16 protein-coding genes are annotated in these 15,360 nt (G+C 65.4%); 13 read left to right on the forward strand and 3 right to left on the reverse strand.

The genetic code is table 11. From position 1 onward, the window contains the following. Nucleotides 1-83: 83 nt before the first annotated feature. The 11 genes from ACT17R_RS01175 (at nucleotide 84) to ACT17R_RS01225 (ending at nucleotide 10,196) form a co-directional block, all read left to right on the forward strand. Nucleotides 84-1,328, forward strand: coding sequence for an adenosylmethionine--8-amino-7-oxononanoate transaminase (locus ACT17R_RS01175; protein ID WP_263588947.1), 1,245 nt, complete (start codon nucleotides 84-86; stop codon nucleotides 1,326-1,328). 67 nt (nucleotides 1,329-1,395) lie between these two features. Beyond that, entirely contained in the window at nucleotides 1,396-1,812 is a 417-nt protein-coding gene (locus ACT17R_RS01180; protein ID WP_062902705.1) for a hypothetical protein, read from the forward strand. 145 nt (nucleotides 1,813-1,957) lie between these two features. Continuing rightward, nucleotides 1,958-5,404, forward strand: coding sequence for a CHAT domain-containing protein (locus ACT17R_RS01185; protein ID WP_444808822.1), 3,447 nt, complete (start codon nucleotides 1,958-1,960; stop codon nucleotides 5,402-5,404). A gap of 92 nt (nucleotides 5,405-5,496) precedes the next feature. Beyond that, entirely contained in the window at nucleotides 5,497-6,138 is a 642-nt protein-coding gene (locus ACT17R_RS01190) for a YceI family protein (RefSeq protein ID WP_186402266.1), read from the forward strand. An 81-nt stretch (nucleotides 6,139-6,219) separates the two neighbouring features. Further along, on the forward strand, nucleotides 6,220-6,621 hold the full coding sequence (locus ACT17R_RS01195) for a hypothetical protein (RefSeq protein WP_062902708.1): 402 nt from the start codon (nucleotides 6,220-6,222) through the stop codon (nucleotides 6,619-6,621). Nucleotides 6,622-6,892: 271 nt separating this feature from the next. Beyond that, a complete protein-coding gene (gene leuA, locus ACT17R_RS01200) occupies nucleotides 6,893-8,551 on the forward strand; it encodes a 2-isopropylmalate synthase (RefSeq protein WP_263588976.1) in 1,659 nt (552 codons plus the stop codon). Nucleotides 8,552-8,697: 146 nt separating this feature from the next. After that, complete coding sequence (locus tag ACT17R_RS01205; RefSeq protein WP_062902710.1) at nucleotides 8,698-8,916, forward strand: hypothetical protein; 219 nt, start codon at nucleotides 8,698-8,700, stop codon at nucleotides 8,914-8,916. Between the two features lie 303 nt (nucleotides 8,917-9,219). Beyond that, the gene (locus ACT17R_RS01210; RefSeq protein WP_003047572.1) at nucleotides 9,220-9,426 is read left to right on the forward strand and encodes a cold-shock protein; all 207 of its coding nucleotides are present in this window, start codon (nucleotides 9,220-9,222) and stop codon (nucleotides 9,424-9,426) included. A gap of 2 nt (nucleotides 9,427-9,428) precedes the next feature. Next, nucleotides 9,429-9,692 carry a translation initiation factor IF-1 gene (infA, locus tag ACT17R_RS01215; protein WP_040590296.1) on the forward strand — a complete coding sequence of 88 codons (264 nt, stop codon included), beginning with the start codon at nucleotides 9,429-9,431 and terminating at the stop codon, nucleotides 9,690-9,692. A gap of 80 nt (nucleotides 9,693-9,772) precedes the next feature. After that, complete coding sequence (locus ACT17R_RS01220) at nucleotides 9,773-9,940, forward strand: hypothetical protein (RefSeq protein WP_156001238.1); 168 nt, start codon at nucleotides 9,773-9,775, stop codon at nucleotides 9,938-9,940. A gap of 37 nt (nucleotides 9,941-9,977) precedes the next feature. Further along, on the forward strand, nucleotides 9,978-10,196 hold the full coding sequence (locus ACT17R_RS01225) for a hypothetical protein (protein WP_062902711.1): 219 nt from the start codon (nucleotides 9,978-9,980) through the stop codon (nucleotides 10,194-10,196). A 24-nt stretch (nucleotides 10,197-10,220) separates the two neighbouring features. Here the strand turns inward: ACT17R_RS01225 and ACT17R_RS01230 are convergent, their stop codons facing one another. After that, entirely contained in the window at nucleotides 10,221-10,631 is a 411-nt protein-coding gene (locus ACT17R_RS01230) for a nuclear transport factor 2 family protein (protein ID WP_234179979.1), read from the reverse strand. 125 nt (nucleotides 10,632-10,756) lie between these two features. On the opposite strand from ACT17R_RS01230, the gene ACT17R_RS01235 reads away from it, so the two are divergent. Then, a complete protein-coding gene (locus ACT17R_RS01235; RefSeq protein WP_444808823.1) occupies nucleotides 10,757-11,209 on the forward strand; it encodes a MarR family winged helix-turn-helix transcriptional regulator in 453 nt (150 codons plus the stop codon). Nucleotides 11,210-11,895: 686 nt separating this feature from the next. Then, nucleotides 11,896-12,873: an NAD(P)H-dependent flavin oxidoreductase gene (locus ACT17R_RS01240; protein ID WP_186402270.1), complete on the forward strand. Its 978-nt coding sequence runs from the start codon at nucleotides 11,896-11,898 to the stop codon at nucleotides 12,871-12,873. On the opposite strand, the gene ACT17R_RS01245 is transcribed toward ACT17R_RS01240, so the two are convergent. Continuing rightward, nucleotides 12,870-13,136 carry a hypothetical protein gene (locus ACT17R_RS01245; protein ID WP_444808824.1) on the reverse strand — a complete coding sequence of 89 codons (267 nt, stop codon included), beginning with the start codon at nucleotides 13,134-13,136 and terminating at the stop codon, nucleotides 12,870-12,872. The two genes, ACT17R_RS01240 and ACT17R_RS01245, sit on opposite strands and share 4 nt — an antisense overlap. A gap of 237 nt (nucleotides 13,137-13,373) precedes the next feature. After that, entirely contained in the window at nucleotides 13,374-15,335 is a 1,962-nt protein-coding gene (locus tag ACT17R_RS01250; protein ID WP_062902716.1) for a potassium transporter Kup, read from the reverse strand. Nucleotides 15,336-15,360: the final 25 nt, after the last annotated feature.

Genomic DNA, 15,360 nt, shown 5'->3' on the forward strand with positions numbered 1-15,360 from the left:
GCCGTCCTTGTCTTTATCGGGCATCCGACGAAAATGCGGTGTTTCGACAAGCGCAGCGCAAACGCAAAAGAGAGAAACCGCCAATGTCCCCCGTCTGGCACCCCTTCACTCAGCACGGCCTCGGCGAGCCGATCCCGCTGATCGACCGCGCCCGCGGCGCGCGCCTTTACGACGCCGAGGGCAATAGCTGGATTGACGCGATCTCAAGCTGGTGGGTGACGACGCACGGCCATGCGCACCCGCAAATCATGGCCGCGATCCGGGCCCAGACCGAAAGGCTCGACCAGCTCATTTTCGCGGGCTGGACACACGAACCCGCCGAGAGCCTCGCCGCCGAACTGATCCGCATCACCCCCGACCCGCTCACCCGCGTCTTCTTTTCGGACTCGGGTTCGACCAGCGTCGAGGTCGCGCTCAAGATGGCGCTCGGCTACTGGTTCAACATCGGCGAGGCGCGCAGCCGCATTCTCGTCCTCGACCACAGCTATCATGGCGACACGATCGGCACGATGTCGGTCGGGGAGCGCGGCGTCTACAACCGCGCGTGGCAACCTTTGCTGTTCGACGTCGACGCCATCCCCTTCCCCCATGAAGGCATGGAGCAGGCCACGCTCGACGCGCTCGAAGCCGCCTGCCTGCAAAAGCCCGCCGCCTTCATCGTCGAGCCGCTGATTCTCGGCGCCGGCGGCATGCTGATCTATCCCGCGTGGGTGCTCGCCGAAATGCGCAGCATTTGTGCGGCGCACGGCGTTCTCTTCATTGCCGATGAAGTGATGACCGGCTGGGGCCGCACCGGCACGCGCTTCGCCTGCGACCAGGCGGGGGTGATCCCCGATATCGTCTGCCTGTCGAAAGGCCTCACCGGCGGCGCGATGCCGCTCGCGGTGACGCTGTGCAGCGAAGCGATATTCGCGGCGCATTATTCGCCCGACCGCGCAAAGACCTTCTATCATTCGTCGAGCTACACCGCGAACCCCATCGCCTGCGCCGCCGCCAACGCCAATCTCGCCATCTGGCGCAACGAACCGGTGCAGCAGCGGATCGACGCGCTCGCCGATGCGCAGGCCGCGCATCTCGCGATGCTGGCGGCCGATCCGCGCATCACCAACACGCGCCACCTTGGCACCATCGCCGCGCTCGATCTCGTGGTTCCCGATGCGGGCTATCTTTCGGCGCTCGCTCCCCGCCTCACCGCCTTCTACCGCGATCGGGGCGTGCTGCTGCGCCCGCTTGGGAACAGCGTCTACGTCATGCCGCCCTATTGCACCGGCGCTGACGAACTCGCTGAAATATGGGCCGCCATCGCCGCGTCGCTCGACATCGCCTGAGCCCGGTTCGGCTTGCGTTCATCTTCGCGTGCCTATTGCGGATACGGGGATGGTCAGAGGGAACGCCATGTCGATTTCAACCGCCGCCCCGTCGCTGCTGCTCGCCGCTGCCATGCTGCTGGCCCCGCTACCCGCCGCCGCGCAGGACGAAAGCCTCGCGCAGCACAGCGAACCGCCCGAACGCATCTCCTTTCTCGTCACCTATGGCGACGACCATTGTCCGGTCGCCGAGGGTGAGGACATCGTCGTCTGCGCCCAGCGCCCTGAATCGGACCGCTACCGCGTGCCGAAGGAGTTGCGCGGCAAGGACGAGGACACGTCGGTCGGCGGCAGCGCCTGGGGCGCGCGGGTCGAGGATTATGACAATGTCGCCCGCCTGACGCGTCCCGACAGTTGCTCGGTGATCGGCTCTTACGGCTTCACCGGCTGCACCGCCGCGATGCTGCGCCAATGGTTTGCGGAGCGCCGCGCCGCGGGGCAATAACCCTCGCTTCCCGCCAAAGCCGCCCAAGCTCCCCAAAGCCCTCTACGCCCGATTTGCGCCGCGTCGCAATTTTGCCTAACCCTTTGGCTTCCGGCTTCGCCGCCTTGCCGGCGCGGCCGTTCGCGGGGGGCGGGATATGCGGCGGATGCGGACGATGCTGGCGGGGATATGGGCGGTGTTCTGGCTCGTCGCCGCGCTACCGGCCGCGGCGCAGATCGTCCCCGACCTGTCACCGGCGACCGCCGAGAAGGTTGCCGAGAATGACCGCAAGGAACTGGCGGCCGATCTTACCGACCGCGCCGCCATCTCCGAACGCACGCTCAAGCTGATCGCCGCCGACCGCGGCGAGAAGAGCGCTCCCTATCTCGCCAAGCTGCTCGTCCACGCGAATAATCTCAGCTGGGCGCACCGGGCACCCGAATCGCGGCAGGCGCTCGTACGCGCCGTCGAAATCGCCACCGCGCTGTACGGGGCGGGCACCTATGCGACCGCCGATGTCGAACGCCAATATGCGATCGCACTGCGCGTCAACGGCTACCGCGAAGAGGCGATCGAGCCCTTCTCCCACTATGTCCACGCGCTGACCGAGGAAGCCTATGGCTGCGGCCGCCGGGTCCCCGGCATGGTGATGGGCTGCGCGCGCGACGATACCGATCTTGGCGATACGCTGCTCGAATATGGACAGATGCTCAACGACGTCGGGCGCGGCGGCGAAGCCGTCGCCGCTTTCGATGCCGTCATCGCGCGCTTCGAACCGCGCTGGGCGGGGTGCGAGGGCCCGGCATGGGGCACGCGCTGCGACCGCGCGCGCGACAAGCGCGCCGACATGCTGTCGAGCTACGCTGCGCTGCTCGCCCTCGTCGGCCGCGCCGACGACGCCGGGGCGCTGCGCAAACGGCTGTTCGACGACAGCCTCGCCGCGATCGATGCCTGCACCGGCGACGATTGCGAAGGCCCCGATTTCCGCCTCGTCCGCCGCTATTACGACTATCGCGCCGCGCTTGCGGGCGCGAACCACCCCGACGACGCGCTTGCCCTCGACGAACGCATCCTCGCAATCCTGGTCGCCAGCCCGCATTATACGAAGGGCAAGGCGGGCAGCGGCGAATATTTCGACAAGGATATGGTCAATGATGTGACCGGCATCGCCGAAGCCTATGCCAAGGCGGCGGTCGCGGCGGGCAAGGCCGACCGCGCCCGCGACCAGCTCGCCCGCTATGGTTTCGGTGCGCTCGTCGGCACCCAGCTCGCCGGGATCGATTTCGACGCCGAGCAAAAGGCGATCGAGGCGGAGAGACGCACCCTGTCGAGCTATGGCGACGAGATCGAACGCATCGCCAACAGCCGCCGCAAGGTGGCGCTGTTCGCCGGCCATTACGGCAAGGACAGCGACGAATATGCCAAGGCGCTGCGCGACCTTGCCTGGGATCTCGACGATCTGCCCGTCAATGATACCGAAGCCGAAGCCGTCTACCGCGAGGCGCTGGCCGTCGAACGCAAGGCGTTTGGCGCCGGTGATTTCCGTACCCTTCATGCGCTCGACAATTTGACCACCTTCCTCAAGAAGCGCGATCGCAGCGCCGCCGCGATCGCAGTGCTGGCCGATGTGCTGGGCGATCCCGCCAATGACCATCTCGCCCTCTATCTCGACCCCGACCGGCGCTCGGCGCGGCGCGGCAGCTTCGGCGATCCCGACGACACGCTCAACGCGCTCAAGGCCGATCTTTCCGAACTGCTGCTGCGCAACCGCGGCGATCCGGCGCTGGCGCTCGCCGCGGCGCGCCATGCCGCGCTCGGCATGACCAGTTTCCGCGATGCGCTCGGCTTCGACCGCTTCGACGAAATGAAGCTCGACTGGGTGACCGCCGATCCCTGGGCATGGCTCGGCGAACGCCGCTACGCCGATTATTTCCTGCTCTACGCCGACGCCCTGTGGGCGAAGGGCGTGCATGACGGCGCTGCCGCCGAACAGGCTTTCACCGCGTTGCAGGATGCGATGGCGGGAACGACCAGCCGGGCCGTCGCGCGCGCCGCCGCCGAACGCGCCGCGGCGCGCGCTTCGGTCTCGCCGCTCGTCGAGGAACGACGCCGGATCGATGCAGAGATCGCGGCGCTCAACACGAAGCTCGAAACGCTCCCCGACGACCCCGCCGAACGCCAGCGTCAGTTCTCGACGCTGCAATCCGAAATCGCGCGCAAGGACGATCGCCGCGCGCAGGTCGATGCCGCGATTGCCGCGGCGACACCCGACTATTTCGCGCTGATCCGGCCGCGTCCGCTCGCCATCGCAGAGGCGCAGGCGCTGCTCGCGCCCGACGAAGCCTTCGTCATGCTCGTGCCGTCCGAATTTGGCACCCATGTCCTGCTCGTCACCCATGACGCGCTGCGCTGGAATCGCGCCGACATGCCCGCGGCAGAGGTCAACGCGCATGTGCGCCGCCTGCTGTGGGACGTCGGCGCCAGTATCGACGTCACCGCCGAAGAGGATGCAAAATGGTCGGCCGAAGGCGAAGGCGATTTTCCCTTCGATCGCGGCACCGCCTGGCTGCTCTACGACCGGCTGCTCGCGCCCTTCGCCGCCGATCTTGCGGGCAAGCGCCATCTCTTCACCGCCGCGACCGGGTCGCTTTCCTCGCTGCCGCTCGGCATCCTCGTCACCGAAAAGCCGACCGGCGCCGATGGCGATCCTGCGGTGCTGCGCGCGACGAAATGGCTCGCCGACGGCCCCGCGCTGCTTCAGCTTCCTTCGCTCCAGTCGCTGCAATTGCTGCGCGCGGTCGCGGCGCGCGACGAGGGCCAGGCGGGCACGCGCATGGTCGGCTTCGGCGATCCGGTGCTCGAGGGTCAGGCGGCCGCACGCGGCATTGCCGGCGCCCGCGCGCGCGGCACGCGCAGCAGCGGACTCCCCGTCACCGCCGGGCTGCAACCCGCGATCGGCGATGCGCAGCCGCTCGCCGATCCCGCGGCGCTGCGCCGCCTTGCCCGGCTGCCGGGGACCGAGGCCGAATTGAAGGCGATGCAGGCGCTGCTCGGCGCCGACGCCGCGCGCCTCTATCTCGCCGGCACCGCTACCGAAACGAATCTCAAGCGCAGCGATCTCGAACATCTCTCGGTGCTTTTTCTCGCGACCCACGGGCTGATCGCGGGCGAGGTAAAGGGGCTCGCCGAACCCGGCCTGGTCTTCACCCCGCCCGCCACCGCGACCCCGCTCGACGACGGGCTGCTTACCGCGTCTGAAGTCGCGGGGCTGCACCTCGGCGCGCGCTGGGTCGTGCTGTCGGCGTGCAACACCGCCTCGGGCGACGGCAGCGAAGGAGCGCCGGGGCTGTCGGGGCTGGCGCGCGCCTTCTTCTTCGCGGGCGCCGAAAGCCTGCTCGCCTCGCACTGGCCGGTGCGCGACGACGTCGCCTCGGTACTCACCGTGCGATTGTTCGAACTGATGCAGACGAACCCCGGCCTCTCGCGCGCCGAGGCGTTACAGCACGCGATGCGCGATATCCGCAACGATCTGCGCGCCGACGACTTCCTCAAAAGCTGGTCGCACCCCAGCGCTTGGGCGCCCTTCTCGCTGATCGGCGACGGGATCGACTGAGCGGACGAAACGCTGCGTTTCCGGGCGACGCGATTGACGGCGACGCGCGCCCTCGCCTAGCATCGCGTCTCCCCAACAGGAGGCTCCCGCTCATGCGCCGTATCGCATCGCTCACCACGCTTTTCGCTCTTGCTGTCGTTGCCGTTCCCGTCGTCGTCGCCCAGGCGCCCGGCGCCCCCGGCGCGCCCGACAAGAGCCGCGTTACCGCCGGCACCTACGCCGCCGATCCTGCGCACACGATGGTCGTGTGGCGCGTCGATCACCTCGGCTTCAGCAACTATACCGGCATCTTCGGCGACGTGACCGGCACCCTCGTGCTCGATCCCGCCAACCCTGCCGCCGCAAAGGTCGACGTCGTCATCCCGGTGTCGAAGGTCACCACCGCCAGCGCCGGCTTGACCGCGCATCTGCTGCGCGCGGGCAAGGACGGCGGCAAGCCCGACTTCTTCGGTCCCGCCCCCGCCGACGCCCGCTTCGTTTCGACTGCGGTCGTCCTCGACGACGACGGGACAGAGGCAAAGGTCACGGGCAACCTCACCCTCAATGGCGTTACCCGCCCCGTCACCCTCGACGTCGAATTTCACGGCGCCGGCATGGGGATGAGCAAGAAGGATACCGTCGGCTTCGAAGCCGAAACGACGATCAAGCGCAGCGATTTCGGCGTCCTCTACGGCATCCCCTTCGTCAGCGACGAGGTGAAGCTCGACATCCACGCCGCCTTCGAAAAACAGTGACGCATCAATCTGTCACACAGCGCCGCTAGCCAGGGGGCGGGGTCCGGTTGGGGCCCCGCCCTTTTCGCAGGAGTCGGCACGATGAGCGAACTGGTTCGCGAAATAGTCGAGGTGGCCGCCATGGTCGGCGGCGATGCGGACGATCCGCTGCTGATTGTCGAGGCCGACGGCCTCGCCCCCACCGCCGGATGGACGCATGTCCGGCTCGAACCCCATGTCTACATCACCCCGCCCGACGACGGGGTGCAGGATTTCGACCTTGTCGGCGATCGCCCGGCGGGCAGCGCCGCCGATGCGCTCGCCCCGGTCGAGGCGGGCTGGGAAGGCCCGCTTGCCGACTGGCTGATCGGCGTGCGCATCCACGCCGCTGACAATATGGTCGAGGAGGAAGTCTTCGAATTCGGCGATGATTTCGATGACGATGACGACGACGACGCGCGCGATCCCGCCGAAGGCCACGTCCGCGACAACGAAGACGCCTGAGGGGGCAACGCCCTCTCCCGCCGTTAACCCCACCCTGCGCCGGGCCGCCGCCCATCCTCTCGGATGGCGGTCCGGCGACATTTTCGCACGTTGCCCTTGCCAAGCGCGACATAATGCATCATGGGGGCGCCATGCGCGGCAACGCTCTTCTTCTTCTGCGACTTACACGCCCTTGGGCGTGACACTGGCTGCGCGTTAGTCGCGGCCACCCGCTCAAGGGTCCGATCGACACAGCCAGCCAATCCCAGCAGAAGAATTTCACCCCATGACCATGCTCCGCGACCCTTCGGTCAAATACCGCCCCTTTCCCCAGATTCCGCTGACCGATCGCCAGTGGCCCTCGCGCACGATCACGCGCGCGCCGATCTGGCTGTCGACCGATCTGCGCGACGGCAACCAGTCGCTGATCGATCCGATGGATGCCGAGAAAAAGACGCGCTTCTTCGACCTGCTCGTGCGCTGCGGGCTGAAGGAGATAGAGGTCGGCTTCCCCGCCTCGGGCGCGACCGATTTCGACTATATCCAGAACCTCGTCCGCTCGGGCCGCGTCCCCGATGACGTCACGCCGCAGGTGCTGACGCAGAGCCGCGCCGACCTCATTCGCACCAGCTTCGACAGCCTCGCGGGCGCGAAAACCGCGATCGTCCACGTTTACAACGCCGTCGCGCCCGCGTGGCGCAAGATCGTCTTTGGCATGGACAAGGCCGATATCAAGGCGATCGCCGTCGAAGGCGCGAAGCAGCTGCGCGACAATGCCGCGCGCCTGCCCGGCACCGACTGGCGCTTCGAATATAGCCCCGAATGCTTCTCGACGACCGAGATCGATTTCTCGATCGAGGTCTGCGCCGCGGTGATGGACATTCTCCAGCCCAGCGCCGACAAGCCGATCATCCTCAACCTGCCCGCGACGGTCGAGGCGGCGACCCCCAATATCTACGCCGACCAGATCGAATATTTCGGCAAGCATCTGCCGAACCGCGACGCCGCGCTGATCAGCCTGCACACGCACAACGACCGCGGCACCGGCGTCGCCGCAGCCGAGCTCGGCCTGCTCGCCGGCGCCGACCGCGTCGAAGGCTGCCTGTTCGGCAATGGCGAGCGCACCGGCAACACCTGCCTCGTCACCATCGCGCTCAACATGTACACGCAGGGCGTCGATCCCGAGCTGGATTTCTCGGACATCGATCAGGTCATCCAGACGGTCGAATATTGCAACAATATCCCCGTCCACCCGCGCCATCCCTATGGCGGCGATCTGGTCTACACCGCCTTTTCGGGCAGCCATCAGGACGCGATCAAGAAGGGTTTCGCCGCACGCGAACGCCAGAATGACGAAGCGTGGGAGGTGCCCTATCTGCCCATCGACCCCGCCGATCTGGGCCGCAGCTACGAAGCGGTGATCCGCGTCAACAGCCAGTCGGGCAAGGGCGGCGTCGCCTGGGTGCTTGAACAGGACAAGGGACTGAAGCTGCCCAAGAAGATGCAGGCGAGCTTCAGCCACGTCGTCCAGGCGCTCGCCGACGAAACGAGCCGCGAACTCGCCGCCGACGATATCTGGCAGGCGTTCGAACGCACCTATCTCGCCACCGAAGGCAAGCGCTTCCAGCTCGTCGACTGGTCGGAGACCCATTCGGGCGCCGACCGCATCTTCGCCGGCAAGCTAACCATCGACGGCACCGAACGCAGCGTCAGCGGCCGCGGCAACGGCCTGATGAGCAGCGTCATCGCTGCGCTCGCCGAATCCGGCGGCCCGCTGATGGACATCGTCGATTACAGCGAACACGCGATCGGCCAAGGCAGCAACGTGCAGGCCGCAGCCTATGTCGAATGCCGTACCGCCGACGGGAAAAGCCTGTTCGGCTGCGGCCTCGATACCGACGTCGCGACGGCGAGCGTGCGGGCGATACTTAGCGCGGCGAATGGAGCTTAAAGAAGTCATTCATCACTCGCCTCCTCGCAATCTCCCATTGGAAAACTCAGCTTCAGCGGGCGAAGGTCGGCATGTCGCCGTCCGCCGCCTATCAGTTGAAACAGCGGCCCTAAGGGGCGACGTTTCGCATCGGCTGCGCGGCGGCGGTGCTGATTGCGCGGACGCGGCTCGCCGACGAGTTTCTCGACTGCGCGATCCGGGGGCATGACGAGCCGGTGGAGATGCTGCGCGAAGAGGGGCGCAGTTTTGCCAAGCGCCGCCGCACCGACGCGCGGCTCGACCGCATGGTCGAAACGCGGGCGCGCGCGAACGATCGCGCGGTCGGTCCGCCCCCCGCCGCCGGGCGCGCGGCGCACGCCACGTAAAACGGCGCCGCGCGGCTGAATAATGGCGAATATTGTGGCGATCGTGGAAAATAGAATGGCGCGTCTTGCTTATATTCCGCCGGCTCGGGATGACTTAAAATCGGGGGGCGTTGCGGCGCGCGATTTTACCGCCACTTGCGCGGCACCTTGACTTTTCGGGAACAATCCTCCATATCGGCCTCGCTAACGTCGCCTGCGACGGAATTTGACGGCCCCTTGGGGCAGACTCTTCCCTTCACACGCTACCAGCTCCTCCGGTGCTTTTGCCGGGGGATTCCCGTTTCTCGTGAAAGGAAACACCCTATGCCGATCGGCACCGTAAAATTCTTCAGCCAGGACAAGGGCTATGGCTTCATCGAAAATGAAGATGGCTCGGGCGACGCATTCGTCCACATCACCGCCGTCCAGAACGCCGGCATGACGACGTTGGACAAGGACCAGCGCGTCCAGTTCGAACTCGAAACCGGCAAGAACGGCAAGACGTCGGCAGTCAACCTCCAGTCGGCCTGATCTTGGCCAAAGAGGAAGTCATGACCTTCGAAGGGCAGATCAACGAGATCCTGCCCGACGGGCGCTTCGGCGTCACGCTCGAAAACGGTCATCGGCTGATCGTCTATACGGCGGGCCGGATGCGGCGTTTCCGCATCCGGTCGGTCGTCGGCGACGCCGTGCGCGTCGAAGTGACGCCCTATGACCTCAGCAAGGGCCGCCTTGTCTACCGCGAACGCGGCGGCGGGCCGGTTCCGCCCAGCCAGCGCAAACGGCGCGGGCTCTGATCCTTCAAGGGTCAAACGATACGGGATCGGCGCAGTGGCGCCGGTCTCCAAAAACCACAACATCCAAAGCAAAGATAAAGATGATGACGAACTTCTATAACAACCCTTCTATTTTTCCCGCTCTGCCCGCGCTGTCGCTGGCCGGCCGGGCGCAGACGGCCCGGATTTCTCCGGCCCGCGCGCCGCGCCGCCGCCCGACGCTGTCGCGCCGCGAGCTTCGGCGCCTGATCGCCGATATGGTCGATTGATCGACCGTAACGGACAACCGTACAAGGAAGAGCAGCCATGTCGGCCACCACCGAATTCTACATCGCCCAGGCGGACAAGTGCCGCACCGATGCCGACGCATCGTCGTTGACGCAGGTGCGCGACCGCAATCTGCGCGCCGCCGCGGCGTGGCAGGCGATGGCCGACAAGCTGCTCCACTCCGAACGCCTGCGCGCCGAAAAGGAAGCGCGGGTCGTGGAGGAGGCTGAAGCCAGAACGACCGCGCCCGCGCCCTGACAGGTGCGCCGTGCGAGGCGCCGCTCAGCCGATGGTGCGCCACTCCTCATGCACGATTTCGCGGGCAATCCGTCCGCCGCGCATGTGAAAGACATGCACCAGCCGGAGCTCGACCCGCGCCCCGATCGCCACCGGTGCATTGACCATCCCGTCACCCGTCAGGCGAAAGCGCACCTTCATGTCATCGACGACGCGAGTTTCGGTGGCAAAACGGTCGAGCGGCTCCAGTTCGACCTCGGCCAGCGAGGCGAACATGCGGCGGTAATTGGCCTCGATTGCCGACTTGCTGTCGAGATATAGCCCCCGCCCCGGCACTTCCAGGACGATGTCATCGGTATAAAGATCCATCACCGACGCCGGATCGCGCGCCTCATTCTCGATATGCTCCGCCGCCACCGCCAGATTTCGGGCCACCATCTCGTCGCTGCGGTCCATCGCGGCCACCACCTGCTCCATTGCCGTCACTTTCTATCACAGCCTCCGGCGGATCGCCGATATAGGCAGTTATTCTGTCTAATGGTGCAATAGACAGTTAATCTGTCTTGTGTCAAGAGGCTGCAATGACCGAAAATCTCCCTCCCCCGCCATCCGGCGACGGCCAACGCCTCGCTCAGCTCTTCCACCTTGCCTACGACCGGCTGCGCACCCGCATCTACGGCCAGGCCCTCGCCGCCGGCTTCGCCGACCTCCGCCCCGCTCACTCCAGCCTGCTACGCAACATCGACCCCGCCGGGTCGCGGGTCGTCGACCTCGCCGAGCGGGCCGGCATGACGAAACAGAGCATGGCCTATCTGACCGACAGCCTGGCCAAACTCGGCTATGTCGCCGTCGGCCCCGATCCCGACGACGGGCGAGCGAAACGGGTTGTGCTTACCGAACGAGGCAAAGCCGCGGTCGACACCCTTGCCCGTCTAAGCCGCGAGGCCGAGGCCGAACTGACGAAAACGCTGGGCGAAACGGAAATGATGCGGCTTCACGCCACGATGCGCCAGCTGGTCGCAGCGCTCCACTGATGCAGCGCCGGACTAATCGACCGACCAGTAATCCGCGGCCCCCAGTGCCCCGCCGCGGCGGCAGATGAGCACGCCTTCACCATCACTAAGCTCGGCCCAGCTACCAACCGGCTCGCTCTCAGCTAGGGCTAGCGCTGCAGCGAGATCTGCCGCCTCGAAAGCGACGTGCTTCTCGATGCCGAACCATCGATCTTCGTAACGCAGGACGTATGTGTTTGGCGGCGGCATAGCGGGCGCATCACCGGCCGGTCGCGGCAGGCAGTCGCAACCGCCGCGCGGCACACCGTTATTTGGGGAGGGGATAGGCATGGTATAAATCCTTCGGCGGGGGGAAACGAAGGGGTCCGGCAGGCTTGTCAGGCCAGCCTGCGACCTGGGCAGGGCAATATCTCGACGCGCGAACTCCGAATCGCATACCGCCCAACCGGCACACGCTTAGTCCAACTTATAGAAAGATAGAGATATTTTTGCTTTATCTACTAAGCATCGTCTCTTCGACGGGCCGACGCTGCGGCTCGACGAACGACGGCACCATCCTTCCAAACAACGGCGCACGTCTGTCTTGATGCCCAACACGCTCGATGTCCCCAGACGCGGCTACGCCAAGCAGAGCGCGGCGCTTCATGCTTGCGCCACCTTCCGTTTACGTTAGGGTAAGCTCAAGACCATCTTGGAGAGACTGATTCATGGCCCTTCCCCCGATTTTCGACCGCCTGCGCCTGCCCGTCATCGGCTCGCCGCTGTTTATCGTTTCGGGCCCCGATCTGGTCATCGCGCAGTGCAAGGCGGGGATTGTCGGCAGCTTCCCGGCCCTCAACGCCCGGCCGCAATCGCTGCTGGACGAGTGGCTCCACCGCATCACCGAGGAATTGGCGGCATGGGACCGCGCCAACCCCGACCGGCTGTCAGCCCCCTTTGCCGTGAATCAGATCGTTCACCGCTCGAACGATCGGCTCGAGGCGGATATTGCAACCTGCGAAAAATGGAAGGTGCCGATCACCATCACCTCATTGGGCGCCCGGGAGGAATTGAACCAGGCGGTCCACGGGTGGGGCGGCATCACCTTGCACGACGTCATCGACGACCGCTTCGCGCGCAAGGCGATCGAAAAGGGCGCCGACGGACTGATCCCCGTTGCCGCGGGCGCCGGCGGCCATGCCGGCACCCAGTCGCCCTTTGCGCTGGTGCAGGAAATCCGCGAATGGTTCGATGGCCCGGTGGCGCTTTCGGGCGCCATAGCCCACGGTCGCTCGATCCTCGCTGCCCAGGCGTGCGGCGCCGACCTGGCCTATATAGGCAGCGCTTTCATCGCCGCTGCCGAAGCCAATGCCGACGACGGCTACAAGAACGGTATCGTCGAAGGGCGCGCGGCCGACATTGTCTATTCAAACCTCTTCACCGGCGTGCACGGAAATTATCTGCGCCAGTCGATCGTGGCCGCGGGGATGGATCCCGACAATCTGCCGGAAGGCGACCTCAAGACGATGAACTTCGGGTCTGGCGGCAACACCAAGGCGAAGGCATGGAAGGATATCTGGGGCTCGGGTCAGGGGATCGCCTCGGTCCGCGGCGTGCGCCCGGTCGCCGAATTCGTCGCTGAACTCGAAGCGCAATATCAGGACGCATGGTCCGAATTGCAGGGCAAGGTGCGGCTCCAAGGCTAACGGAACAGCCGCGAGATCGCTTCGTCAAGATATGGGCGATCCGCGAACAAGCGCATCGGATCGCGCCGGTTAAAGCCGGTGCCACGGCGGTCGGTGAGCGCGCGGCGCAAGCTGTCCTGCAGCAACGCCAGACTCATCGCGGCCGTGCGCCGTGCCGCGGGGGCGTCGCGATTGATCTGCCGCTCGAAACATATCCGGATCCTATCGACCCGCGCCGTCATCACATCATGATAACCATGGTGAGGGCCGCGGCTTTTGGGCATGGCCGCACGACAGCGCCAGCGGCTCCGAGCGAGGCGCCGTATGAGTCAGCGCGACTTCGGCGCCCCCCGGCAGGGTCGAAAAGCCATTTCCCGCAATCAGCGCGAAGGGCGCCGGCGCGGCGGGCCGTAACGAGGCGGAGCTAATCCCTGCTTGCATGTCGCGCGTCCCGATGGGTTCGCCCCAGCATCGCACGACGCGCGCCGATTTTCAGACGCCTGTCTGTTCAGAGCTGACGATCAGATGGCGACCTGGCTTCCCAGTTCGACCACGCGGTTGGTCGGCAGACGGAAATACTCCATCGCGCTTTCCGAATTGCGCAGCATCCATGCGAACAGCTTTTCGCGCCAGATCGGCATGCCGGGCTTCTTGGCGGCAATCAGCGTCTGACGCGACAGGAAGAAGCTCGTCTCGATCATCTTGAATTCGCCGCCGCACGCGGTCGTGCGTTTCAGCGCATCGGGCACGTCGACCGGCTGCATGAAACCATAGTGCAGGATCAGTCGGTGAAATCCCTGCCCCAGATCGTCAAGCTGGCAGAGTTTCGTTTCCGGCACGAACGGCACGTCGGCAATCTTGATGGTCAACAGGATGATGCGTTCGTGCAGCACCTTGTTGTGCTTCAGATTGTGAAGCAGAGCGTGCGGCACCCCATCGGAGGTCGACGTCATGAAGACAGCGGTGCCCGGAACGCGCGTTGCGCTGTTCGCCGCGGACTTCACGAACACCGGGATCGGCATCGCGCTTTCCGCCATTTCCTGCTGCATCAGCTTGCGGCCGCGGGACCAGGTCGTCAACATGGTGAAGATCGTCAGACCGATCACGAGCGGCACCCAGCCGCCATCGGGCACCTTGATCAGATTGGCGCCGAAATAGGCGACATCGACGATGAAGAATACCGCGAGCACGGGCAGCGCTTTCCACGCCGGCCAGCGCCACAGGCTGAACAGCACCACGCTCATCAGACAGGTGTCGATGAACATCGCGCCGGTCACGGCGATACCATAAGCCGCAGCCAGATTGCTCGACGAACCGAAGAACAGCACGAGCAGAATGACCATAACCATCAGGCCCCAATTGACGACGGGAATGTAAATCTGCCCCTGCGCCGACGCACTGGTATGTTCGACCCGCAGGCGCGGCACGAAACCGAGCTGGATGGCCTGCTGCGTCAACGAAAAGGCGCCCGAAATGACGGCCTGACTGGCAATGATCGTCGCCAGCAGCGCGAGCAGCACGACGGGGACGCGCCACGCGTCGGGCATCATCAGGAAGAAGGGATCCTGGATCAGTTGCGCCGTAGGTGCGACCTGTCCGGCAAGCACCATCGCGCCCTGCCCCATGTAATTGAGCATCAGCGCGGGTAGTACGAAACACAACCAGCTCAGCCCGATCGGCGCGCGGCCGAAATGGCCCATGTCGGCATAGAGCGCCTCCGCCCCCGTTACCGCGAGGACGACGGCCCCAAGCGCGATGAAGGCGGTGAAGCCGTCATAATAGAAAAAGCGCATCGCGTTGATGGGGTTCAGCGTGTGCATGACGATCGTCGGATGATCGACGATATGCATGACGCCCAACACCGCGAGCATCAGGAAGTAGCCGAGCATGATCGGCCCGAAAAGCATCCCGACCTTCGCGGTTCCGCGCGACTGGATCGCAAAGAGGCCGATCAGGATCGCAAGCGCGATCGGAACGATATAGGGTTCGAAACCGCGGCTGACATATTGCAGCCCCTCGGTAGCCGACAACACCGACATCGCCGGAGTGATCATGCTGTCGCCGTAAAAGAGCGCGGTGGCAAAAACGCCGAGCAAAACGATCGGCCAGGTCCAGCGAGCACCGCCCGACGAGCGACTTATCAGCGCGAGCAGCGCCAGACTGCCCCCCTCGCCCTTGTTGTCGGCTTTCATGATCGTCATCACATATTTGAAAGTGACGACCAGCATCATCGACCAGAAGACGAGACTGAGCACGCCATAGATGTGCAGCTGGTCGGCTTCGATCGAATGATGGCCGGCGAAGGTTTCGCGGAAAGCGTAGAGCGGGCTGGTGCCGATATCGCCGAAAACGACGCCGACGGCGCCGACCGCCAGCTTCAGCGTGCCGTCACCGTGATGGCCGTGACCCGTTTGGCCCGCTTCGATTCCGGTGGGCGCGGCGCTTTCGGCGCTTGCCTGACCCTGTTGCGACTCGACAGTCATTGGCGCGCCTTAGACCAGCGGGAGA

The organism is Sphingopyxis sp. Q841, assembly GCF_052384365.1.
Classification (GTDB): Bacteria; Pseudomonadota; Alphaproteobacteria; order Sphingomonadales; family Sphingomonadaceae; genus Sphingopyxis; species Sphingopyxis terrae_A.

Coding starts and splice junctions, on each gene's coding strand:
- ACT17R_RS01220 (WP_156001238.1), top strand. CDS start 9,773: ATGATGACGAACTTCTATAACAACCCTTCTATTTTTCCCGCTCTGCCC.
- ACT17R_RS01250 (WP_062902716.1), bottom strand. CDS start 15,335: ATGACTGTCGAGTCGCAACAGGGTCAGGCAAGCGCCGAAAGCGCCGCG.
- ACT17R_RS01180 (WP_062902705.1), top strand. CDS start 1,396: ATGTCGATTTCAACCGCCGCCCCGTCGCTGCTGCTCGCCGCTGCCATG.
- ACT17R_RS01235 (WP_444808823.1), top strand. CDS start 10,757: ATGACCGAAAATCTCCCTCCCCCGCCATCCGGCGACGGCCAACGCCTC.
- ACT17R_RS01210 (WP_003047572.1), top strand. CDS start 9,220: ATGCCGATCGGCACCGTAAAATTCTTCAGCCAGGACAAGGGCTATGGC.
- leuA (WP_263588976.1), top strand. CDS start 6,893: ATGCTCCGCGACCCTTCGGTCAAATACCGCCCCTTTCCCCAGATTCCG.
- ACT17R_RS01185 (WP_444808822.1), top strand. CDS start 1,958: ATGCGGACGATGCTGGCGGGGATATGGGCGGTGTTCTGGCTCGTCGCC.
- ACT17R_RS01245 (WP_444808824.1), bottom strand. CDS start 13,136: ATGCCCAAAAGCCGCGGCCCTCACCATGGTTATCATGATGTGATGACG.
- ACT17R_RS01190 (WP_186402266.1), top strand. CDS start 5,497: ATGCGCCGTATCGCATCGCTCACCACGCTTTTCGCTCTTGCTGTCGTT.
- ACT17R_RS01240 (WP_186402270.1), top strand. CDS start 11,896: ATGGCCCTTCCCCCGATTTTCGACCGCCTGCGCCTGCCCGTCATCGGC.
- ACT17R_RS01175 (WP_263588947.1), top strand. CDS start 84: ATGTCCCCCGTCTGGCACCCCTTCACTCAGCACGGCCTCGGCGAGCCG.
- ACT17R_RS01225 (WP_062902711.1), top strand. CDS start 9,978: ATGTCGGCCACCACCGAATTCTACATCGCCCAGGCGGACAAGTGCCGC.
- ACT17R_RS01230 (WP_234179979.1), bottom strand. CDS start 10,631: ATGGACCGCAGCGACGAGATGGTGGCCCGAAATCTGGCGGTGGCGGCG.
- ACT17R_RS01195 (WP_062902708.1), top strand. CDS start 6,220: ATGAGCGAACTGGTTCGCGAAATAGTCGAGGTGGCCGCCATGGTCGGC.